Source organism: Enterobacter sp. UPMP2061, assembly GCF_053709615.1.
In genome coordinates, this window is sequence record NZ_JBSKJP010000007.1 from 146,831 (window position 1) to 169,182 (window position 22,352).

Below are 22,352 nucleotides of genomic sequence, written 5' to 3' on the forward strand. Positions count from 1 at the left end.
TCATGGCTAAGACGTTATATGAGAAGTTGTTTGATGCGCACGTTGTCTACGAGGCGCCAAACGAAACCCCACTGTTGTACATCGACCGTCATCTGGTACACGAAGTGACCTCACCTCAGGCATTTGACGGCCTGCGCGCGCATAAGCGCCCGGTACGTCAGCCGGGTAAAACCTTCGCCACGATGGATCACAACGTTTCCACCCAGACCAAAGACATCAATGCATCTGGCGAGATGGCGCGTATCCAGATGCAGGAGCTGATTAAGAACTGTAACGAGTTTGGCGTGGAGCTGTACGATCTGAACCACCCCTATCAGGGCATCGTCCACGTAATGGGGCCTGAGCAGGGGATTACTCTGCCGGGCATGACCATCGTCTGCGGTGACTCCCACACCGCGACGCACGGCGCATTTGGCGCCCTGGCGTTCGGGATTGGGACCTCTGAAGTTGAACACGTTCTGGCGACGCAGACCCTGAAGCAGGGCCGCGCCAAAACCATGAAGATTGAAGTGAAGGGTAAAGCTGCGCCGGGTATCACCGCGAAAGATATCGTGCTGGCGATTATCGGCAAAACCGGCAGCGCAGGCGGCACCGGTCACGTCGTTGAGTTCTGCGGCGACGCTATCCAGGCGCTGAGCATGGAAGGTCGTATGACCCTGTGCAACATGGCCATTGAGATGGGCGCCAAAGCAGGCCTGGTGGCCCCAGACGAAACCACCTTCAACTATGTGAAGGGGCGTCTGCATGCGCCGAAAGGTCAGAATTTTGACGACGCGGTAGCGTACTGGAAAACCCTGAAAACGGACGAGGGGGCAATTTTTGATACCGTTGTGACGTTACAGGCGGAAGAGATCGCCCCGCAGGTCACCTGGGGCACCAACCCGGGCCAGGTGATTTCCGTCAACGACAGTATTCCTGACCCGGCCTCCTTCGCCGATCCGGTCGAGCGCGCCAGTGCGGAAAAAGCGCTGGCCTATATGGGGCTGAAGCCCGGCGTACCGTTGACCGATGTGAGCATTGATAAAGTATTCATTGGCTCCTGTACCAACTCCCGTATTGAAGATTTACGCGCTGCGGCAGAAATCGCTAAAGGCCGCAAAGTGGCGCCGGGCGTGCAGGCGCTGGTTGTGCCAGGCTCCGGTCCGGTGAAAGCCCAGGCGGAAGCGGAGGGTCTGGATAAGATCTTTATTGAAGCAGGCTTCGAGTGGCGCCTGCCCGGCTGCTCCATGTGTCTGGCCATGAACAACGACCGCCTGAATCCGGGCGAGCGCTGTGCCTCCACCAGCAACCGTAACTTTGAAGGCCGTCAAGGCCGCGGTGGGCGCACCCACCTGGTCAGCCCGGCAATGGCCGCCGCTGCGGCAGTAACCGGTCATTTCGCCGATATTCGCAGCCTGAAATAAGGAGACAATCATGGCAGAGAAATTTACCCAACATACGGGCCGGGTTGTCCCTCTGGACGCCGCTAACGTCGATACCGACGCGATCATTCCTAAGCAGTTTTTACAGAAAGTGACGCGCACGGGTTTTGGTGCGCATCTGTTCAACGACTGGCGTTTCCTCGACGATAAAGGCGAAGTGCCCAACCCGGAATTCGTCCTGAACTTTCCGGAATACAAAGGCGCCTCCATTTTGCTGGCGCGGGAAAACTTTGGCTGCGGATCGTCGCGTGAACATGCGCCCTGGGCATTAACCGACTACGGCTTTAAGGTGGTTATCGCCCCGAGCTTCGCGGATATCTTCTACGGCAACAGCTTCAACAACCAGCTGCTGCCGGTGACGCTGAGTGACGAACAGGTCGATGAACTGTTTGCGCTGGTGCAGGCGAATCCGGGGATTTCATTTGAAGTGGATCTGGAAGCGGAAGTGGTGAAAGCCGGTGACAAGACCTACAGCTTCAGCATTGATGCGTTCCGTCGCCACTGCATGCTGAACGGCCTGGACAGCATTGGCCTGACGCTGCAACACGAAGAGGCTATCTCCGCCTACGAGAAAAAACAGCCTGCGTTTATGGGCTAAAGGCAATGGCCCGCAGGGCGCGGGCCATTGATAAGGGTGCGTTGAGGCTCAACCACTCTGGAGAGGCGGGGAAACTTTCCCCGCCAATACCGCTAACGTTTTGCTTCGTAAGCCAACACTGCCGCCAGCTCTGTTTTCTCCTGTCTGAAGTGCAGCTCACACAGCGAGTCGCGCACCATCCAGGTGAAGATCAACAGCGTCGTACAGATCAGAAACAAACCTAACAGCAGAGTACGTTTTGGCATTCCAGCCTCCTTATTGCTTTTCGGCAATGAAGAGACTAACCTCGCAATGTGGGTTGTGAAGTTAATCTCCCCATCAGTTTTTTGATGTGGGACTCTCCACTGTTTGCCTCTTGCGAAAGCCTGAGGCAAACAGCCTCAAGCACCCGTCACGCACTCTATGCGCCTTCTCTGCGCCTGTCAGAAAATCGTTTCATTTCGTGAAGCCGCTTCCAGAATCAAACGTCTTTTACCCGGCACGTCAGCATCAGCGTGACAAGCGAAATCGCTGCGATCACCCAGTACACGGATGCATGCCCATAGCTTTGCGACAGCGCCCCCTGAATCACCCCCGCCAGAATCACGCCGGTAGAGATACTGTTGGTAAACAGCGTGGTCGCGGAGCCTGCGCGCCCCGGCATTAAATCCTGGAACCAGAGCATGCCTATCCCGGCAACGATTCCGATAAACACCGCGTTAAACAGCTGTAACGCCAGCAAGGCTTCACGCGAATGGAAAAGGATCAGCCCCGCGTAGAACAGTACCCCGGCCGCCACGGCGACGACCATCATCCGACGCTTTCCGAAACGTTTGACGTAGTAACCCGCCAGAATCATCGCCGGGATCTCCAGCCCGGCAGCGGTGCCCATCAGAATACCCGCGAGCTTATCGGGCAGTCCCAGATCGCTGCTGATCCACAGCGGCATATCGATGATGTACATGGTGTTGCAGGTCCACATCAGCGTGGAGGCGATAAACAACATGCGGACGTTTTTATCCTGCCAGCCGCTCACCTGCGTGATGGGCTTGTCCGTCACCTGCTCTACGCGCGCCACCGATGGCAGCGCAAAGGCTATCAGCGCCAGGCTGATGACAAAAATCCCCGCCGCGATGGAAAACATGGTGGTGAAGCCGTAGTTCAGCGCCAGCATAAACGCCAGCGGCGGACCGATGACCCACGCGAGAGAGAGCTGCGCACGCATCACCGAGCTGAACATCACCACTTCCCTCGCCGAGCTGTCGGCGTACTCCCGGGCCAGGGCGAACAGTTGCGGCATGGCGGTGTTCGCCAGAGAGGCCAGCAGCACGCCGCAGGTAATGAGCGTCAGGTAATGGCGGTTGAAGGCAAACAGCAGCGCGTTGCCCACGGCCATGGCGCAACAAAAGAGGATCAGCTTGCGGCGATCGCCCTGGCTGTCGGATCGTTTCGCCAGCCACAGGCTGACGAGGATCCCGGCAATGGCGTTGACGGTGTAGAACAGGCCCACCCAAAACGGCTGCGCCCCCACCTCGCGGCTGAGAAACAGGCTCAGCGTCGGCGCCTGAAGCGCGCCGGCCACGCCCATCATGAAGGCCACCAGCATAAAAGCGGCGTACACGCCATTCAGGCGTCGCCCCATCGTCATCAACCAGAGCATGCGCAAGTCCTTATGAAAGCGAATCGAAATTGGGTGGAATAGTAAACGAAAAAAGCCAGCAAAAAACATTTTGCTGGCGGGTGATTAGCACCAATACTCAGTCACACATGATCGAGGCGAGTTAGCGAGAAGAGGTCGATTTCGTAACGTCCCACTGCATCAGATCTTCCAGTATTCTCAGCCGCTGCTCTGCGCACTGGCGGGCCAGCCAGGACACTCCCTTTGTCGCTGAAAAATAGTGCTGATAAAACTGACGTGCGGTAGACCTCTTCATAATTTACCTCCTCGCTTCATCGATAAGGATTATTGGCTTAATATAGGGATTAATAAATTGCTGATTTTTTGTCAGGAGTTCCCCTTTTATGCCTTCCGGTCGTCTGCAACAACAATTTATCCGCCTCTGGCAGTGCTGCGAGGGGCAATCGCAGGAGACCACGCTGAACGAGCTGGCCGAGCTCCTCAACTGCTCCCGGCGTCATATGCGCACGCTCCTTAATACCATGCAGCAGCAGGGCTGGCTAAACTGGGAGGCCGAAGCCGGACGCGGCAAGCGTTCGCGCCTGACTTTCCTTTATACCGGCCTGGCGTTACAGCAACAGCGAGCGGAGGATCTGCTGGAGCAGGACCGCATCGATCAGCTGGTCCAGCTGGTGGGCGACAAAGCCGCCGTGCGCCAGATGCTGGTCTCGCATCTGGGACGCAGCTTTCGTCAGGGACGCCACATTCTGCGGGTACTTTACTACCGCCCAATGAAAAATCTGTTGCCCGGTACGGCGTTACGTCGCTCTGAAACCCACATGGCCCGGCAGATATTCAGCGGTCTGACGCGGATAAATGAGGAAAACGGGGAACTGGAAGCGGATATTGCCCATCACTGGCAACAGGTGTCTCCGCTGCACTGGCGCTTCTTTCTACGCCCCGGCATTCATTTCCACCATGGACGCGAGCTGGAGATGCGCGACGTTATCGCCTCTTTAGAGCGCGCCCGCACGCTGCCGCTCTATTCGCATATCGCACGGATCCACTCTCCAACGGCCTGGACGCTGGATATTGAGCTTTCGCAGCCGGACAAATGGCTTCCGTGGCTTCTGGGCTACGTGCCATCAATGATCCTGCCTGCCGAGTGGCGATCCCTGAACAATTTTTCCAGCCAGCCGATTGGTACGGGCCCCTACTCCGTTTCACGGAACAACAGTAATCAACTGAAGATCCGCGCCTTTGATGATTACTTTGGCTATAGGGCGTTGATCGACGAAGTGAACGTCTGGGTGTTACCGGATCTCAACGAAGAGCTGAGCGCAGGCCTGACCCTGGAAGGGCCAACAGCCGGTGAAAAGGCGTTCGAAAGCCGCCTGGAGGAGGGCTGCTACTACCTGCTCTTTGATAGCCGCAGCCATCGCGGGGCAAACCACGACGTCCGCAGGTGGATAAGCCATATTCTGGCGCCCGCTAACCTGATTTATCACGCAGAGGAGCAATACCAGACCTGGTGGTTCCCGGCCTATGGCCTGCTCCCACGCTGGCACCATGCGCAGCCCGTCCGCAGCGAAAAGCCTGCCGGACTGGAGACCATCACCCTCAGCTACTATCGCGACCACATTGAGCACCGTTTTCTGGCGAGGATCATGAGCACGCTGCTGGCAGCCGAAGGCGTGACGCTGGCGATACAGGAAGTCGATTATGATGAATGGCATCGCGGAGACGTCATCAGCGATATCTGGCTCAACAGCGCGAATTTTACGCTGCCGCTGGATTTCTCGCTCTTTTCTCACCTGTACGAGGTGCCCCTGATTCAGCACTGTATCAACCGGGACTGGCAGCAGGACGCCGCGCGGTGGCGGGCGGGAGAAATGGATCTGGCCGCCTGGTGTCAGGAATTACTGACCGGGCAGACGATCGTACCGCTGATTCACCACTGGCTGCTGATCCAGGGGCAGCGCAGCATGCGCGGTCTGCGGATGAATACCCTCGGCTGGTTTGATTTTAAATCCGCCTGGTTTGCGCCGCCGGAGCCATAACGCTTTCGTAATATTCACCAAATCATTACAATAGCGCCGTTCTCAACGGGGTGCTGCATCACTGATGTGCGCTGAGATAATACCCGTCGAACCTGATCCGGATAACGCCGGCGAAGGGATTTGAGGCTGTCTCTCAAAATCCTTTGCCACTCAACCCTGAGGTGCAAAGTGTTAAAAAACGTTCTTCCTCTGCTGGCGCTGGTTGCGCTGCCTGTTTTTGCTAAGCCTGTTCTGACGGTCTACACCTACGACTCCTTCTCCGCCGACTGGGGCCCCGGCCCGGTGGTAAAAAAAGCCTTTGAAGCCGACTGCAACTGCGAGCTGAAATTCGTGGCGCTGGAAGATGGCGTCTCGCTGCTCAACCGTCTGCGCATGGAAGGCAAAAACAGCAAAGCCGACGTGGTGCTCGGGCTGGATAACAACCTGCTGGAAGCCGCCACCCAAACCAGACTGTTCGCCAAAAGCGGCGTGGCGGCAGATGCCGTCAACGTACCGGGCGGCTGGAAAAACGACACCTTCGTTCCCTTTGATTACGGCTACTTTGCGTTTGTCTACGATAAAAACAAGCTGAAGAATCCGCCCAAAAGCCTGAAAGAGCTGGTCGAAAGTGACCAGAAATGGCGCGTAATTTATGAAGATCCGCGTACCAGCACGCCGGGTCTGGGGCTGCTATTGTGGATGCAGAAAGTCTACGGGGATAAAACGCCGGAAGCGTGGCAGAAGCTGGCCGCGAAAACCGTTACCGTCACCAAAGGCTGGAGCGAAGCCTACGGCCTGTTCCTGAAAGGCGAAAGCGATCTGGTGCTGAGCTACACTACCTCTCCGGCCTACCACATTATCGCCGAGAAGAAGGATAACTACGCCGCCGCGAACTTTGCTGAAGGGCATTATTTGCAGGTGGAAGTAGCCGCCCGCACCGCCGCGAGCAAACAGCCGGAGCTTGCCGAAAAATTCCTGAAATTTATGGTCTCCCCGGCATTCCAGAATGCTATTCCGACAGGAAACTGGATGTACCCGGTCACTGACGTTGCGCTGCCGGCAGGCTTTGAGCAGCTAAACAAGCCGCAAACCTCACTGGAATATACGCCGCAGCAGGTTGCCGCCCAGCGCGCCGCATGGATTAGTGAATGGCAACGCGCCGTCAGCCGCTGATCCCCGGCTGGTTAGTTCCCGGGCTGCTCGCCGCCATACTGATGGTGGTCGTCAGCCTGGGTGCATTCCTTGCGCTGTGGTTTAACGCGCCAGAGAGCGATCTGCTCGCCCTCTGGCACGACAGCTATCTCTGGCACGTCATCCGTTTCTCCTTCTGGCAGGCGTTTCTCTCCGCGCTGCTGTCGACGATCCCGGCCATTTTCCTTGCACGCGCCCTCTATCGCAGACGTTTCCCCGGCAGGCTTGCCCTGCTGCGGCTGTGCGCGATGACGCTGATCCTGCCCGTGCTGGTGGCGGTGTTCGGCATTCTGAGCGTCTACGGTCGACAGGGCTGGCTGGCATCCCTCTTCAACCTGCTTGGTCTGGAATGGACCTTCTCCCCTTACGGCCTGAAAGGCATTCTGCTGGCGCATATTTTTTTCAATATGCCGATGGCGACGCGCCTCTTTTTACAGGCGCTGGAAAACATTCCCGGTGAGCAGCGTCAGATTGCCGCCCAGCTTGGCATGCGCGGCTGGTCGTTCTTCCGCTTTGTCGAATGGCCGTGGCTGCGACGCCAGATTGCCCCGGTGGCCGCGCTAATCTTTATGCTCTGCTTCGCCAGCTTCGCGACCGTGCTTTCTCTCGGCGGCGGGCCGCAGGCCACCACCATTGAGCTGGCGATCTATCAGGCCTTAAGTTACGACTACGATCCGGGCCGCGCCGCGCTGCTGGCGATGGTGCAGATGGTCTGCTGCCTGGCGCTGGTGTTACTCAGCCAGCGGCTGAGTAAAGCGATCCCCACAGGCAGCAATCACTTGACAGGCTGGCGCGATCCGCAGGACAGCCTGCACAGCCGCGTCGCGGATTTTATGCTGATCGCGCTGGCCCTCCTGCTTCTGCTGCCCCCGCTGCTGGCCGTTATCGTTGATGGCCTGAATCGCAATGTGTTGTCGGTACTGCAACAGCCTGTCCTGTGGCAGGCGACGTGGACCTCATTGCGCATCGCGCTGGCAGCCGGGCTGCTGTGCGTGATCCTGACCATGATGCTGCTCTGGAGCAGCCGCGAGCTGTACGCGCGTCATGCCTGTAAAGCCGGACACGCGCTGGAACTGACGGGTATGCTGATCCTGGCGATGCCGGGTATTGTGCTGGCGACCGGATTCTTTTTACTGTTCAACAGCACCATCGGCCTGCCGGAAAGCGCCGACGGCATCGTCATTTTTACCAACGCGCTGATGGCTATCCCTTACGCGCTCAAGGTGCTGGAAAACCCGATGCGCGACGTCAACAGCCGCTACAGTTTGCTGTGTCAGTCGCTGGGCATGCAGGGCTGGAAGCGTCTGAAGGTGGTCGAACTGCGCGCGCTAAAGCGTCCGCTGGCTCAGGCGCTGGCGTTTGCCTGCGTGCTGTCGATTGGCGATTTTGGCGTTGTGGCCCTCTTTGGCAACGAGGATTTCCGCACGCTGCCGTTCTGGCTTTATCAGCAAATTGGCTCCTATCGTAGCCAGGACGGCGCCGTCACGGCACTTTTACTGCTGGTGCTGTGCTTTGCGTTATTTACCGTTATCGAAAAACTTCCGGGGCGTGATGTTAAAACTGACTGATGTAACCTGGCTTTATGAGCACCTGCCAATGCGTTTTACCCTCTCCGTTCGTCAGGGAGAGCGAATCGCAGTGCTTGGCCCCAGCGGGGCCGGAAAAAGTACCCTGCTCAATCTGATTGCCGGTTTTTTGCAGCCTGCCAGCGGGTCGATCGTCATTGATAATGGCGAATATACCTACGCTCCGCCGGCTAAGCGCCCGGTGTCGATGCTGTTTCAGGAAAACAATCTGTTCAATCATCTTACGGTGTGGCAGAACATCGCGCTGGGTATGGATCCGGGGTTAAAACTCAGTGTTGCGCAGCGTCAGACGCTGGAGGCGATCGCCGAACAAATGGGCCTGGCTGCGTTTATCAACAGACTACCGGGTGAGCTTTCCGGCGGCCAGCGCCAGCGCGTGGCGCTGGCACGCTGTCTGGTGCGCAAGCAGCCGCTGCTGCTGCTCGACGAACCCTTTTCGGCGCTCGACCCGGCCCTGCGTCAGGAGATGCTCTCACTGGTTGAGGAGGTTTGCGAGCGCGAGCAACTGACGATGCTGATGGTTTCGCATAGCATCGAAGATGCCGCACGCATCGCGCCGCGATCGGTAGTGATCGCGGAGGGACGTATTTTGTGGGATGGAACAACCGACGCCTTAATGAGCGGGAAAGAAAGCGCGTCAGGATTACTGGGTATAAGACCGTAGGCCGGGCAAACGCAGTGCCGCCCGGCGTTTAACGGCTCACCACCTTCAACAGGATCTCACCGTACACCGGCATCAGCGGGTGGCGAATCAGCGCCACCAGCGCCACGACAGCCACCCCCAGCGTCAGCGGGGCCAGCCAGAGCAGGCGAGAGCGCGGAAGATAGCGCGTCAGGCGATCAACACTGGCTTTCGCGCTGCGCCACAGGCGCCAGCAGAGCCAGACCGCCAGCCACAGCAGGACCGCCGTTCCCAGCAGCAGCCACTTGAACTCACCGCTTTGCATACCGTCAGGAATATCGATGGCCGCGCCCGCCAGGATCCCCGGCAGGAAGTAGAACGGCGGCCAGAAGACGCAGCCGATGATGTTCGGCACCACAAACTTCGCGACGGGCAGATCCAGCATCCCGGCCACCATCGGCACCAGCGGGCGCGTTGGGCCAACGAAGCGCCCCACGAGGATGGTGAACATGCTGTGCTGGTGCAGCGCGTGCTCGGTTTTATCCAGCAGCGCTTTATTTTTTTTCATGAACGACCAGCGGTGCAGCGGCTTCTTAAAGCGCCAGCCCAGCCAGAAGGAGATCCAGTCCCCCAGCAAACAGCCAATAATACCGGCCATCCACGCCTGCCAGAAATTGACCTCGCCGCTGCCGATCAGCGCCCCAAGCCCCGCCATCATCACGGTGCCGGGCAGGATCAGCCCGACCAGCGCCAGCGACTCCAGAAACGCCACCAGCGCCACGGCGATGAGCGAATACATAACGGACTGGGTAATAAAATGTTCCAGCAATGCCTGCATAACTATTCCGGTCAGAAAACGAATCAGCGATTCTGCTTAGCGCCCTGCACCGCGTCAAGGCATCAATTGTCTGAATAGTTTACAAGATGCGCCTGAAGTTCACCTGAATGTTTACCGATTATTCACATCCCGCACGGAATTCGCTCGGGCTGGCACCGGTGCACTTCTTAAACACGCGAGAGAAATAGAGCTGATCTTCAAAGCCGACGTTACGCCCGACGGTGGCGATAGGCATTCGGGTGGTGCTGAGCAGCAGTTTCGCCTGGCTGATGCGCTGATCCTCACGCCAGCTGAGTACACTCACGCCAAGCTGCTGGCGGAACAGATGAGAGAGCCGTGACGGCGACAGACACACATGCTGGGCGACGCTGGCAATATCAAACTGGCTGTCGGCAAGGTGGTCGCTGATGTACTGGCAGGCGTCGCGGACGCGGTTGTCCAGCGGCGGATTAAGCGACTCGTTGATGGCCTCCATGCGGCGCAGCAGCACCTGTTCAAGCAGGTTGATGGCCAGCAGTTCGGCGTAGCGCCCGCCCGCCTGCCCTGCCTCAATAATCTGTGCGAACAGCTCACGGAACTGCGCCAGATGCGCCTCATCCGGGCGATATAAACCGGTATGGGCGAAAATGGCCGGCCACGAGAGCCACTCCTGCCAGTAGGCGCGCGGACGGAAATAGACCCACTGGTGATACCACTCTTTGGCATCCGGATGGCGCCCGTAGTGGTGGATCTCCCCCGGCGGGAACAGCAGCATATCACCGGGGCGGCAGATAAACTGCTGATCCCCGTTTTTGACGACCCCTTCTCCGCGTACGGTCAGGTTCAGGATATATCCCTTCATGCCAAGAGGGCGATCGACGTAAAAATCGAGATATCCCTCGGCCTCAATTGGCGTCAGCCCCGCCACCAGATGGGCGTTAAATGAGTAGCCCGGCAGTAAGGGATCGTTTTGCGGTTCGGCCATAGATTCAGTTCTCCCAAGGGTCCTGAAGGAAACCAATTGTCCATATCGATAAAAGCAGTATAAAAATGGCCCGCGAAAAGATCCAAAAAGCATCACGCCTCTTTTACGTCCGCCATGTTTCAGCCTTCCCCCCTGATTTGTCCGCCAGTACGGGCAGATAAGCAGTAACAAAAGTGTCTATAAGTGCGGCAGAAATGTCCACATAGAATATTTGCACGGCGTCACACTTTGCGTGGCTACAGCAATTTAGTCCATAAGATTAGCGGATCCTGCCTGACGATTTTTGTCCCCAGTCTCTAATGTTCTTCCATACCTGTTTTTTGGATGGAGCAACACCATGGCAATTGCAATTGGCCTCGATTTTGGCAGCGACTCAGTTCGCGCGCTGGCAGTGGACTGTACGACTGGCCAGGAGATAGCAACCAGCGTTGAGTGGTATCCGCGCTGGCAAGAGGGGCGCTACTGCGATGCGCCGAACAACCAGTTCCGCCACCACCCGCATGATTACATTGAATCAATGGAAGCGGCGATCAAAACCGTGCTGGCGGAGTTGACGGACGCCCAGCGGGCCGATGTCGTGGGGATTGGCGTCGACAGCACCGGCTCAACGCCTGCCCCTGTCGATGCCGAAGGCCGCGTACTGGCGCTGCGACCGGAGTTTGCCGACAACCCGAACGCCATGTTTGTGCTGTGGAAAGACCATACCGCCGTGGAAGAGGCGGAAGCCATCACCCGCTTATGCCATCAGCCGGGCAAAACTGACTACTCCCGCTACATCGGCGGGATTTACTCCAGCGAGTGGTTCTGGGCCAAGATCCTGCACGTTACCCGCGCGGACGCGTCGGTCGCACAGGCAGCGGCATCATGGATTGAGCTATGCGACTGGGTTCCCGCCCTGCTCTCCGGCACCACTCGCCCGCAGGATATCCGCCGCGGCCGTTGCAGCGCCGGGCATAAATCGCTGTGGCATGAAAGCTGGGGGGGGCTGCCTCCGGCAGCGTTCTTCGATGAACTCGATCCGATCATCAACAAAAACCTGACATACCCGCTGTTTACCGACACCTTCACCGCCGATATTCCGGTCGGCACGCTCTGCGAAGAGTGGGCGAAACGCCTCGGTCTGCCGCAAAACGTGACCATTTCCGGCGGCGCGTTCGACTGCCATATGGGTGCCGTGGGCGCGGGTGCGCAGCCCAACACGTTGGTGAAAGTTATCGGCACCTCCACCTGTGACATTCTGACGGCAGATAAAGCCAGCGTCGGCGACCGCGCGGTGAAAGGCATCTGCGGTCAGGTTGACGGCAGCGTGGTACCCGATTTTATCGGCCTCGAAGCGGGTCAGTCCGCCTTCGGCGATATCTACGCCTGGTTTGGCCGTGTGCTCGGCTGGCCGCTGGATCAGCTGGCAGCCGCGCATCCTGAACTGAAAACACAGATTACCGCGAGCAAAAAACAGCTCCTGCCGCAGCTCACCGAAGCCTGGGCAAAAAATCCGTCTCTCGACCACCTGCCGGTGGTGCTGGACTGGTTCAACGGGCGTCGTACGCCGTTTGCCAACCAGCGTCTGAAAGGGGTGATTACCGATCTCAACCTCGCGACCGACGCGCCCGCGCTGTTTGGCGGCCTGATCGCCGCCACCGCATTCGGCGCGCGCGCCATTATGGAGTGCTTCACCGGGCAGGGCATTGACGTAAACAACGTGATGGCGCTGGGGGGCATCGCCCGTAAAAACCCGGTGATTATGCAGGCCTGCTGCGACGTGCTGAACCGGCCGCTGCAAATTGTGGCCTCCGATCAGTGCTGTGCGCTGGGCGCCGCGATTTTCGCTGCCGTGGCCGCAGGCGTCCATGCGGATATCCCGACCGCGCAACAGCATATGGCGAGCGCCGTCGAAAGTACGCTCCAGCCGCAGACTCAGCAGGCACAACGCTTTGAACAGCTTTATCAGCGCTACCAGCAATGGGCAAAAAGCGCCGAACTTCACTATCTCCCTGTCGCCGCCCCGGCCAAAAGCACCGCGGACACTACGGCAACCCTGACACATTAAGGACACGATAATGACCATTTTTAATAATTATGAAGTGTGGTTTGTGATTGGCAGCCAGCATTTGTACGGACCGGAAGCGTTGCAGCAGGTGACGAAACACGCGGAGCACGTTGTGAATGCGCTGAACGCGGAAGCCAAACTGCCGTGCAAACTGGTGCTGAAGCCGCTGGGTACCACCCCGGACGAAATCACCAACATTTGCCGCGATGCCAATTACGATGACAAATGCGCTGGCCTGGTGGTGTGGCTGCACACCTTCTCGCCAGCCAAAATGTGGATCAACGGCCTGGCTATCCTCAACAAACCGCTGCTGCAATTCCACACGCAGTTCAACGCCTCCCTGCCGTGGGACAGCATCGACATGGACTTCATGAACCTGAACCAGACCGCGCACGGCGGCCGCGAGTTCGGCTTCATCGGCGCGCGCATGCGTCAACAGCATGCCGTGGTGACCGGGCACTGGCAGGACGGTCAGGCACAAAAACGTATTGGCTCCTGGATGCGTCAGGCGGTATCTAAGCAGGATACCCGCCACCTGAAAGTGGTGCGTTTCGGCGACAACATGCGCGAAGTGGCGGTCACCGACGGTGATAAAGTGGCCGCGCAGATTAAATTTGGCTTCTCCGTCAACACCTGGGCGGTGGGCGACCTGGTGCAGGTGGTGAATGACATCAGCGATGGCGACGTTAACGCGCTGGTGGACGAGTACGAAAGCAGCTATCGCCTGACGCCTGCGGCACAGGTCAACGGTGACAAGCGCCAGAACGTGCTGGATGCCGCACGTATTGAGCTGGGCATGAAGCGTTTTCTGGAACAGGGCGGCTTCCATGCCTTCACCACCACCTTTGAAGATCTCCACGGCCTGAAACAGCTCCCGGGTCTGGCGGTACAACGTCTGATGCAGCAGGGCTACGGCTTTGCGGGCGAAGGCGACTGGAAAACTGCCGCTCTGCTTCGCATCATGAAGGTGATGTCGACCGGTCTACAGGGCGGCACCTCTTTTATGGAGGACTACACCTACCACTTCGAGAACGGCAACGATCTGGTGCTCGGCTCGCACATGCTGGAAGTGTGTCCATCCATCGCGGTTGAAGAGAAACCGATCCTCGACGTGCAGTACCTCGGCATTGGCGGCAAAGCGGATCCGGCCCGTCTGATCTTCAACACCCGTACCGGCCCGGCCATTAACGCCAGCCTGATTGACCTCGGCGATCGTTTCCGCCTGCTGGTGAACTGCGTCGATGCGGTTGAAACCCCGCATTCTCTGCCGAAGCTGCCGGTCGCCAACGCTTTGTGGAAAGCGCAGCCTGACCTGCCAACCGCCTCGGAAGCCTGGATCCTGGCCGGCGGCGCGCACCACACCGTATTCAGCCACGCGCTTGACCTGAACGATATGCGTCAGTTTGCCGAGCTGCACGACATCGAACTGACCGTGATTGATAACGACACCCGTCTGCCAGCCTTTAAAGACGCGCTGCGCTGGAACGAAGTCTATTACGGTTCAAAACGCTAAGTACGGAGTGCCCGGTGGCACTTCGTTTACCGGGCCTACGGTTCTGTAGGCCGGATAAGCGCAGCGCCATCCGGCAGGAGACGACAATGTTAGAAGATCTCAAACGTCAGGTACTCGAAGCCAACCTGGCGCTGCCAAAACATAACCTCGTAACCCTGACATGGGGCAACGTCAGCGCCGTTGACCGGGAAAAAGGGGTGTTCGTGATCAAGCCTTCCGGCGTGGATTACACGGTAATGACCGCAGAAGACATGGTGGTGGTCAGCATCGAAACGGGTGAAGTGGTTGAAGGCAATAAAAAGCCCTCCTCCGATACGCCCACTCATCGCCTGCTGTATCAGGCCTTCCCGACCATCGGCGGGATTGTGCATACCCATTCGCGTCACGCGACCATCTGGGCGCAGGCGGGCCAGCCTATTCCGGCCACCGGCACCACCCACGCGGACTACTTCTACGGCACCATTCCCTGCACGCGTCTGATGACCGATGCGGAGATCAACGGTGAGTACGAATGGGAAACGGGGAACGTGATTGTCGAAACCTTCGAAAAACAGGGAATCGACGCGGCGCAAATGCCCGGCGTGCTGGTGCACTCCCACGGCCCGTTTGCCTGGGGTAAAAACGCGGAGGACGCGGTGCACAACGCGATCGTGCTGGAGGAAGTCGCCTATATGGGGATCTTCTGCCGCCAGTTGGCACCGCAGCTGCCGGATATGCAGCAAACCCTGCTGGATAAGCATTACCTGCGTAAGCACGGTGCGAAAGCCTACTACGGGCAGTAAACCCTTGCCCGGTGACGCTGCGCTTACCGGGCCTGCGGAACCTGTAGGCCGGATAAGCGCAGCGCCATCCGGCGGAACGGGCACTGTATAAAACCCCAGCAAACACCCCTCAACCAGGCTATAATCAGGCCTGGTTTTGTTTTATGGGATATCGGCGTGACGCAGGCGCAAGAAGGCTTTTTACTGACCAGACACTGGCGGGATACCCCTCAGGGTACTGAGGTTGAATTCTGGCTGGCAACGGACAACGGCCCACTAAACGTTACGCTCCCGCCGCAGGAGTCCGTGGCCTTTATTCCTGAAGCTCACGTCGAGAAAGTGAAACAACTGCTACGCGGCGAAAACAACTGGCGCCTTACGCCGCTCCAGCTGAAAGATTTCCACCGCCAGCCGGTTTACGGCCTCTACTGCCGCGCCCATCGCCAGTTGATGCGCTATGAAAAGCTGCTTCGTGAAGCAGGCGTGACGCTTTACGAGGCCGACATTCGCCCGCCTGAACGCTTTCTGATGGAGCGGTTTATCACCGCCCCCGTCTGGGTAGATGGCACCGCGCAAAACGGCAGGATCGTTAACGCGCGCCTGAAGCCTAATCCGCACTATCGCCCGCCGCTAAAGTGGGTGTCGCTGGATATTGAAACCACCCGCCACGGCGAACTGTACTGCATTGGTCTGGAAGGCTGTGGGCAGCGGGTTGTCTATATGCTCGGGCCGCCGAACGGCGATGCGTCCGCGCTGGATTTTAATCTGGAGTACGTCAACAGCCGCCCGCAACTGCTGGAGAAGCTTAACCAGTGGTTTGCCGAGCACGACCCGGACGTGCTGATCGGCTGGAACGTGGTGCAGTTTGACCTGCGCGTGCTGCAAAAACATGCCGAGCGTTACCGTATCCCGCTGATTCTGGGGCGCGGCAACAGCGAGCTGGAGTGGCGTGAGCACGGTTTTAAGAACGGCGTATTCTTTGCACAGGCCAATGGTCGCCTGATTATCGACGGCATCGAGGCACTGAAATCCGCCTTCTGGAACTTCTCTTCCTTCTCGCTGGAAGCGGTCGCCCAGGAACTGCTCGGCGAAGGTAAATCCATCGACAATCCCTGGGACCGAATGGACGAGATCGACCGGCGCTTTAACGAGGATAAACCGGCGCTCGCTACCTATAACCTGAAAGATTGCGAGCTGGTGACGCAGATCTTCCACAAAACCGAGATCATGCCGTTCCTGCTGGAACGCGCAACGGTGAACGGTCTCGCGGTCGACAGGCACGGCGGCTCGGTAGCGGCCTTCAGCCACCTCTATTTCCCGCGGATGCACCGGGCGGGCTATGTCGCCCCTAATCTCGGCGACGTGCCGCCGCAGGCCAGCCCCGGCGGTTACGTGATGGATTCACGGCCCGGACTGTATGACTCGGTACTGGTGCTGGATTATAAAAGCCTGTACCCGTCAATTATCCGCACGTTTCTGATTGATCCGGTGGGGCTGGTGGAGGGGATGGCCCAGCCAGACGATGCGCACAGCACCGAAGGGTTTCTTGGAGCTCGCTTCTCGCGGAAAAAACACTGCCTGCCCGAAATTGTGGGAAACATCTGGCACGGCCGCGACGAGGCGAAACGCCACGGCAACAAGCCGCTCTCACAGGCGCTGAAAATCATTATGAACGCCTTTTACGGCGTGCTGGGTACCAGCGCCTGCCGCTTCTTTGATCCCCGGCTGGCGTCTTCCATCACCATGCGCGGGCACGACATTATGCGCCAGACCAAAGCGCTGATTGAATCCCGGGGCTATGACGTTATTTATGGCGATACCGACTCCACCTTTGTCTGGCTGAAAGCGGCCCATTCAGAAGACGACGCCGCGCGAATCGGCAAAGAACTGGTCGCCTACGTGAACGACTGGTGGCGCGAAAATTTGCAAAAAGAGCGGTTAACCAGCGCGTTAGAGCTGGAGTTTGAAACCCATTTTGCCCGCTTTTTAATGCCGACCATTCGCGGAACCGACCAGGGCAGCAAGAAGCGCTACGCCGGGCTGATTCAGGAAGGTGACACGCAGCGGATGGTCTTTAAAGGGCTGGAGACGGTGCGCACCGACTGGACGCCACTGGCGCAGCAGTTCCAGCAGACGCTCTACCTGCGGGTGTTTCGCAACGAGCCGTATCAGGACTACGTGCGCGACACCATCGCCAGCCTGATGGCGGGTGAACTGGATGACCAGCTGGTGTATCGCAAGCGCCTGCGCCGCCCGCTGGCCGAATATCAACGTAACGTTCCTCCCCACGTACGCGCCGCGCGGCTGGCGGATGAAGAGAATGTTCGCCGGGGCCGTGCGCCGCAGTATCAGAACCGGGGTACGATCAAATACGTCTGGACAACTAACGGCCCGGAACCCGTTGATTACCAGCAGTCTCCGCTCGATTACGATCACTACCTGACCCGCCAGCTTCAGCCGGTTGCGGAGGGAATTTTACCGTTCATCAATGACGACTTTGCTACACTAGTGACAGGACAACTTGGGCTATTTTGACGCGTGACGAAACCGTTGCCATCCAGTACCATAGCGCCCTTTCCATTCCCGGACCCATTTTTCGATGACCGTCTTTTTTGACGGGGTCGAACTATTGCCTGCAATTAAAGATTAGAGCCGAACAACTATGCCTTTTACACTTGGTCAACGCTGGATCAGCGATACAGAAAGCGAACTTGGATTAGGAACCGTCGTTGCCGTCGATGCGCGCATGGTTACCCTCCTTTTCCCTGCTACCGGTGAAAACCGCCTGTACGCTCGCAATGACTCCCCTGTTACCCGCGTAATGTTCAATCCGGGCGACACCGTGACCAGCCACGAAGGCTGGCAGCTGAAGGTTGAAGACGTAAAAGAAGAGAATGGACTGCTCGCCTACATTGGAACGCGTCTTGATACCGACGAGACGAATGTTATCCTGCGTGAAGTGCTGCTCGACAGCAAACTGGTTTTCAGCAAGCCGCAGGACCGTCTGTTTGCCGGGCAAATCGACCGAATGGATCGCTTCTCCCTGCGCTACCGCGCGCGTAAGTTCCAGAGTGAACAGTACCGCATGCCGTGGAGCGGCCTGCGCGGCCAGCGTACCAGCCTTATTCCCCATCAGCTGAATATCGCCCATGACGTGGGCCGTCGCCATGCGCCTCGCGTGCTGCTGGCTGACGAAGTGGGCCTGGGTAAAACCATCGAAGCAGGCATGATCCTGCACCAGCAGCTGCTCTCTGGCGCTGCCGAGCGCGTGCTGATTGTGGTGCCGGAAACGCTGCAACACCAGTGGCTGGTCGAGATGCTGCGCCGCTTTAACCTGCGCTTCTCCCTGTTCGACGACGAGCGCTATGCCGAAGCCCAGCACGACGCGGACAACCCGTTTGAAACCGAACAGCTGGTGATCTGCTCCCTGGACTTCGTACGCCGCAGCAAGCAGCGCCTGGAGCACCTGTGCGACGCAGAATGGGATCTGATGGTCGTCGACGAAGCGCACCACCTCGTCTGGAGCGAAGATGCGCCAAGCCGTGAATACATGGCGATTGAGCAGCTTGCCGAGCGCGTACCGGGCGTTCTGCTTCTGACCGCCACCCCGGAGCAGCTGGGTCTTGAGAGCCACTTCGCCCGTCTGCGCCTGCTCGATCCGAACCGATTCCACGATTTTGAGCAGTTTGTTGAAGAGCAGAAAAACTACCGTCCGGTGGCGGACGCCGTTGCGCTGCTGCTGGCCGGTAATCGTCTCTCTAATGATGAACTTAACACCCTCAGCGATCTGATCGGCGAGCAGGATATTGAGCCGCTGCTTCAGGCCGCGAACAGCGACAGCGATAATGCGGGATCTGCGCGTAAAGAGCTGATCGACATGCTGATGGACCGTCACGGCACCAGCCGCGTGCTGTTCCGCAACACCCGTAACGGCGTGAAAGGCTTCCCGAAACGCGAGCTGCACACCATCAAACTGCCGCTGCCGACCCAGTACCAGACGGCGATTAAAGTCTCCGGCATTATGGGCACCCGTAAATCAGCGGAAGATCGCGCGCGCGATATGCTCTACCCGGAGCAAATTTATCAGGAATTTGAAGGCGACACTGGCACCTGGTGGAACTTCGATCCGCGCGTGGAGTGGTTAATGGGTTATCTGACCGCGCACCGTTCCCGGAAGGTGCTGGTGATCTGCGCCAAGGCAGCCACCGCCCTGCAACTTGAACAAGTGCTGCGCGAGCGCGAAGGTATTCGCGCCGCCGTGTTCCATGAAGGCATGTCTATTATCGAGCGCGACCGCGCTGCGGCGTGGTTTAGTGAAGAGGACAGCGGCGCGCAGGTTCTGCTGTGCTCCGAAATCGGTTCTGAAGGCCGTAACTTCCAGTTCGCCAGCAATCTTGTGATGTTCGATCTGCCGTTTAACCCGGATCTGCTGGAGCAGCGTATCGGCCGTCTGGATCGTATCGGTCAGGCGCACGATATTCAGATCCACGTTCCGTATCTGGAGAAAACCGCCCAGTCCGTTCTGGTTCGCTGGTACCACGAAGGCCTGGATGCGTTTGAACATACCTGCCCGACGGGCCGCACCATTTATGACCAGGTGCATAGCGATCTGATCGGTTACCTTGCGGCGCCGGAAAACACCGAGGGCTTTGATGAGCTGATCAAATCCTGTCGAGAGAAGCACGACGCGCTGAAAGCTCAGCTGGAGCAGGGTCGCGATCGCCTGCTGGAGATCCACTCCAACGGCGGTGAAAAAGCGCAGCAGCTGGCCGAAAGTATCGAAGAACAGGACGATGACACCAGCCTGATCAGCTTCTCCATGAACCTGTTCGACATCGTCGGCATTAACCAGGACGATCGCGGCGAGAACATGATCGTGCTGACCCCGTCCGATCATATGCTGGTGCCGGATTTCCCGGGCCTGCCGGAAGACGGCTGCACCATCACCTTTGAGCGTGATGTGGCGCTTTCCCGCGAAGATGCACAGTTCATCACCTGGGAGCACCCGCTGATCCGCAACGGTCTGGATCTGATCCTCTCCGGCGATACCGGCAGCAGCACCATCTCCCTGTTGAAGAACAAAGCCTTGCCTGTGGGCACGCTGCTGGTGGAGCTGATCTACGTTGTGGAAGCGCAGGCGCCGAAACAGCTTCAGCTTAACCGCTTCCTGCCGCCAACTCCGGTGCGTCTGCTGCTGGATAAAAACGGTACGAACCTGGCCGGCCAGGTGGAGTTTGAAAGCTTCAACCGTCAGCTGAGCGCGGTGAACCGCCATACCGGCAGTAAGCTGGTGAATGCGGTGCAGCAGGACGTGCATGCCATTCTGCAACTGGGTGAAGCCCAGGCCGAAAAAGCGGCCAGAGTGCTGATCGATGCGGCGCGTAGCGAAGCCGATGAGAAGCTTTCTGCCGAGCTGTCGCGTCTGGAAGCGTTGAAAGCAGTGAACCCTAACATTCGTGACGATGAGCTGGCCGCCATTGAGAGCAACCGCCAGCAGGTGCTGGAAAGCCTGAATCAGGCGGGATGGCGTCTCGACGCCCTGCGTCTTATCGTTGTGACGCATCAGTAAGCGGAGCGCAAGATGGTAATGGAGCCCTACAATCCCCCGATGGATCCGTGGCTGGTCATTCTGTATCAGGACGAGCACATTATGGTGGTTAACAAGCCGAGCGGCTTGTTATCCGTGCCGGGGCGTCTGGAAGAGCATAAAGACAGCGTGATGACGCGTATCCAGCGTGATTATCCCCAGGCCGAGTCTGTCCATCGTCTGGATATGGCGACCAGCGGCGTGATTGTGGTGGCTCTGAATAAAGCGGCAGAACGCGAGCTGAAGCGTCAGTTCCGCGAGCGCGAGCCGAAGAAACAGTATGTCGCGCGCGTCTGGGGCCATCCGGCGCAGGCGGAAGGGCTGGTGGATTTACCGCTGATTTGCGACTGGCCGAACCGGCCAAAGCAGAAGGTGTGTTACGAAACCGGCAAGGCCGCGCAAACCGAGTATGAAGTGCTGGAGAACGCGCCGGATAACACCGCGCGCGTCCTGCTGAAGCCGATTACCGGGCGCTCCCACCAGCTGCGTGTGCATATGCTTGCGATGGGTCACCCCATTCTGGGGGACAGGTTCTATGCGCCGCCGGAAGCGCTGGCGTTAGCGCCGCGCCTGCAACTGCATGCGCAGACGCTCACCATCATCCACCCTGCTTTCGGCAACGCCATGACGTTCAAAGCCCCGGTGGACTTCTGAAAAAATGGCCCGACACTGTCGGGCCATTTTTTTATTTAAAACCTTTCTGCTCTTTAATTAGCTCGTAGGCTTTCTGGATTTCCTGCGCTTTCTGTTTCGCCATCTCCATCATCTCTGGCGGCAGGCCTTTCGCCACCAGCTTATCCGGATGGTGCTCGCTCATCAGCTTACGATAGGCGCGTTTGATGGTCGTAACATCGTCAGACGGCTTCACGCCGAGGACGTTACAGGCATCTTCAAGCGTAGGGCCACGCTGCGCCTGCTGCCAGCCGCCGCCGGACGATTGCTGCTGATAACCGCCGCCAAAGTGCGCGCCGCCCTGCATCATGCGCAGGAACTGATCGAACTGCATGCGGGAAATGCCCAACTCTTCAGCAATCACATACAGGACGTCCCGTTCATTCGGATGCAGAGAGCCATCCGCGAAGGCGGCCTGGATTTGAATTTCCAGAAACATCCGAATTAAATCAAAACGCCCGAAACAGATGCTACGGAACTGCCGCATTTTTTCACGCAGCGGGTAGTGATCTGATTTACCAATCCGAAACGCATTCTGCGCCGCGATGCGGGATTCGCCGTGCAGATTCATGCGATCCATAAAGACGCTGGCCACCTGAATATCGGCTTCCGTTACGCGTCCTTTTGATTTGGTTAAGTGCCCCATCACCTCGAAGGTGGTGGAGAAAAAGAGTGACTGGCGCTCGCGCTGGTTAGCAAACCAGGCCATTTTGCGGCTGCGTGCTTTATCAAACATATGGCCGATAATGAGGCCAAGAACGACACCCCAGAATCCGGCACCCATAATAATTGCGAACGCAACGCCGATTATTTTACCCCAATACTGCATATACTCCCCGAATGGTCATGTTCCTGGCCGACGCAACGCCATCATTACAGTGGTCGCGCCACGGTCAATTGAGGGACATCGCCTATA

18 protein-coding genes and 1 riboswitch are annotated in these 22,352 nt (G+C 58.1%); of the genes, 12 read left to right on the plus strand and 6 right to left on the minus strand.

Going from position 1 to position 22,352, the window contains the following annotated elements:
- Positions 1-2 precede the first annotated feature (2 nt).
- Both leuC and leuD read left to right on the plus strand, forming a co-directional pair.
- On the plus strand, positions 3-1,403 hold the full coding sequence (gene leuC / locus ACWKXX_RS15160; protein ID WP_003856382.1) for a 3-isopropylmalate dehydratase large subunit: 1,401 nt from the start codon (positions 3-5) through the stop codon (positions 1,401-1,403).
- 10 nt (positions 1,404-1,413) lie between these two features.
- Entirely contained in the window at positions 1,414-2,019 is a 606-nt protein-coding gene (gene leuD / locus ACWKXX_RS15165; protein WP_045141617.1) for a 3-isopropylmalate dehydratase small subunit, read from the plus strand.
- Between the two features lie 92 nt (positions 2,020-2,111).
- On the opposite strand, the gene ACWKXX_RS15170 is transcribed toward leuD, so the two are convergent.
- The 3 genes from ACWKXX_RS15170 to sgrT all read right to left on the minus strand — a co-directional run bounded on the left by ACWKXX_RS15170 (position 2,112) and on the right by sgrT (position 3,932).
- On the minus strand, positions 2,112-2,264 hold the full coding sequence (locus ACWKXX_RS15170) for a Hok/Gef family protein (protein ID WP_010427008.1): 153 nt from the start codon (positions 2,262-2,264) through the stop codon (positions 2,112-2,114).
- A gap of 215 nt (positions 2,265-2,479) precedes the next feature.
- Positions 2,480-3,658 (minus strand): sugar efflux transporter, encoded by a 1,179-nt coding sequence (locus tag ACWKXX_RS15175; RefSeq protein WP_015572661.1) that lies wholly within the window; start codon positions 3,656-3,658, stop codon positions 2,480-2,482.
- Between the two features lie 121 nt (positions 3,659-3,779).
- A complete protein-coding gene (sgrT, locus tag ACWKXX_RS15180) occupies positions 3,780-3,932 on the minus strand; it encodes a glucose uptake inhibitor SgrT (protein ID WP_023303076.1) in 153 nt (50 codons plus the stop codon).
- 88 nt (positions 3,933-4,020) lie between these two features.
- On the opposite strand from sgrT, the gene sgrR reads away from it, so the two are divergent.
- The 4 genes from sgrR (at position 4,021) to thiQ (ending at position 9,096) form a co-directional block, all read left to right on the plus strand.
- Positions 4,021-5,676, plus strand: coding sequence for an HTH-type transcriptional regulator SgrR (gene sgrR, locus ACWKXX_RS15185; protein ID WP_023303075.1), 1,656 nt, complete (start codon positions 4,021-4,023; stop codon positions 5,674-5,676).
- Between the two features lie 36 nt (positions 5,677-5,712).
- Positions 5,713-5,813: riboswitch (TPP riboswitch) on the plus strand.
- Between the two features lie 31 nt (positions 5,814-5,844).
- Positions 5,845-6,828 (plus strand): thiamine ABC transporter substrate binding subunit, encoded by a 984-nt coding sequence (gene thiB, locus ACWKXX_RS15190; protein WP_284329773.1) that lies wholly within the window; start codon positions 5,845-5,847, stop codon positions 6,826-6,828.
- Entirely contained in the window at positions 6,804-8,414 is a 1,611-nt protein-coding gene (gene thiP / locus ACWKXX_RS15195; protein WP_023303073.1) for a thiamine/thiamine pyrophosphate ABC transporter permease ThiP, read from the plus strand. The genes thiB and thiP overlap by 25 nt, the downstream gene beginning before the upstream one ends.
- Positions 8,398-9,096, plus strand: a complete 699-nt coding sequence (thiQ, locus tag ACWKXX_RS15200; protein ID WP_017694525.1) for a thiamine ABC transporter ATP-binding protein ThiQ — start codon at positions 8,398-8,400, stop codon at positions 9,094-9,096. The genes thiP and thiQ overlap by 17 nt, the downstream gene beginning before the upstream one ends.
- A 28-nt stretch (positions 9,097-9,124) precedes the next feature.
- On the opposite strand, the gene ACWKXX_RS15205 is transcribed toward thiQ, so the two are convergent.
- Both ACWKXX_RS15205 and araC read right to left on the minus strand, forming a co-directional pair.
- On the minus strand, positions 9,125-9,892 hold the full coding sequence (locus tag ACWKXX_RS15205; protein ID WP_015572658.1) for a DedA family protein: 768 nt from the start codon (positions 9,890-9,892) through the stop codon (positions 9,125-9,127).
- 118 nt (positions 9,893-10,010) lie between these two features.
- Positions 10,011-10,856, minus strand: a complete 846-nt coding sequence (araC, locus tag ACWKXX_RS15210) for an arabinose operon transcriptional regulator AraC (RefSeq protein ID WP_003856402.1) — start codon at positions 10,854-10,856, stop codon at positions 10,011-10,013.
- A gap of 337 nt (positions 10,857-11,193) precedes the next feature.
- Between araC and araB the strand changes: the two genes are divergently transcribed.
- From araB to rluA, 6 genes are all read left to right on the plus strand, one after another.
- On the plus strand, positions 11,194-12,903 hold the full coding sequence (araB, locus tag ACWKXX_RS15215) for a ribulokinase (protein WP_047731000.1): 1,710 nt from the start codon (positions 11,194-11,196) through the stop codon (positions 12,901-12,903).
- A 10-nt stretch (positions 12,904-12,913) separates the two neighbouring features.
- Positions 12,914-14,416, plus strand: coding sequence for an L-arabinose isomerase (gene araA, locus ACWKXX_RS15220; protein WP_015572656.1), 1,503 nt, complete (start codon positions 12,914-12,916; stop codon positions 14,414-14,416).
- Between the two features lie 86 nt (positions 14,417-14,502).
- Complete coding sequence (araD, locus tag ACWKXX_RS15225; RefSeq protein ID WP_015572655.1) at positions 14,503-15,198, plus strand: L-ribulose-5-phosphate 4-epimerase; 696 nt, start codon at positions 14,503-14,505, stop codon at positions 15,196-15,198.
- Between the two features lie 156 nt (positions 15,199-15,354).
- Positions 15,355-17,712 (plus strand): DNA polymerase II, encoded by a 2,358-nt coding sequence (gene polB, locus ACWKXX_RS15230; RefSeq protein ID WP_023303069.1) that lies wholly within the window; start codon positions 15,355-15,357, stop codon positions 17,710-17,712.
- 127 nt (positions 17,713-17,839) lie between these two features.
- The gene (rapA, locus tag ACWKXX_RS15235; protein ID WP_015572654.1) at positions 17,840-20,746 is read left to right on the plus strand and encodes an RNA polymerase-associated protein RapA; all 2,907 of its coding nucleotides are present in this window, start codon (positions 17,840-17,842) and stop codon (positions 20,744-20,746) included.
- Positions 20,747-20,758: 12 nt separating this feature from the next.
- Positions 20,759-21,418, plus strand: a complete 660-nt coding sequence (gene rluA, locus ACWKXX_RS15240) for a bifunctional tRNA pseudouridine(32) synthase/23S rRNA pseudouridine(746) synthase RluA (protein ID WP_261666442.1) — start codon at positions 20,759-20,761, stop codon at positions 21,416-21,418.
- A 31-nt stretch (positions 21,419-21,449) separates the two neighbouring features.
- On the opposite strand, the gene djlA is transcribed toward rluA, so the two are convergent.
- Entirely contained in the window at positions 21,450-22,265 is an 816-nt protein-coding gene (djlA, locus tag ACWKXX_RS15245; protein ID WP_015572652.1) for a co-chaperone DjlA, read from the minus strand.
- Positions 22,266-22,352: the final 87 nt, after the last annotated feature.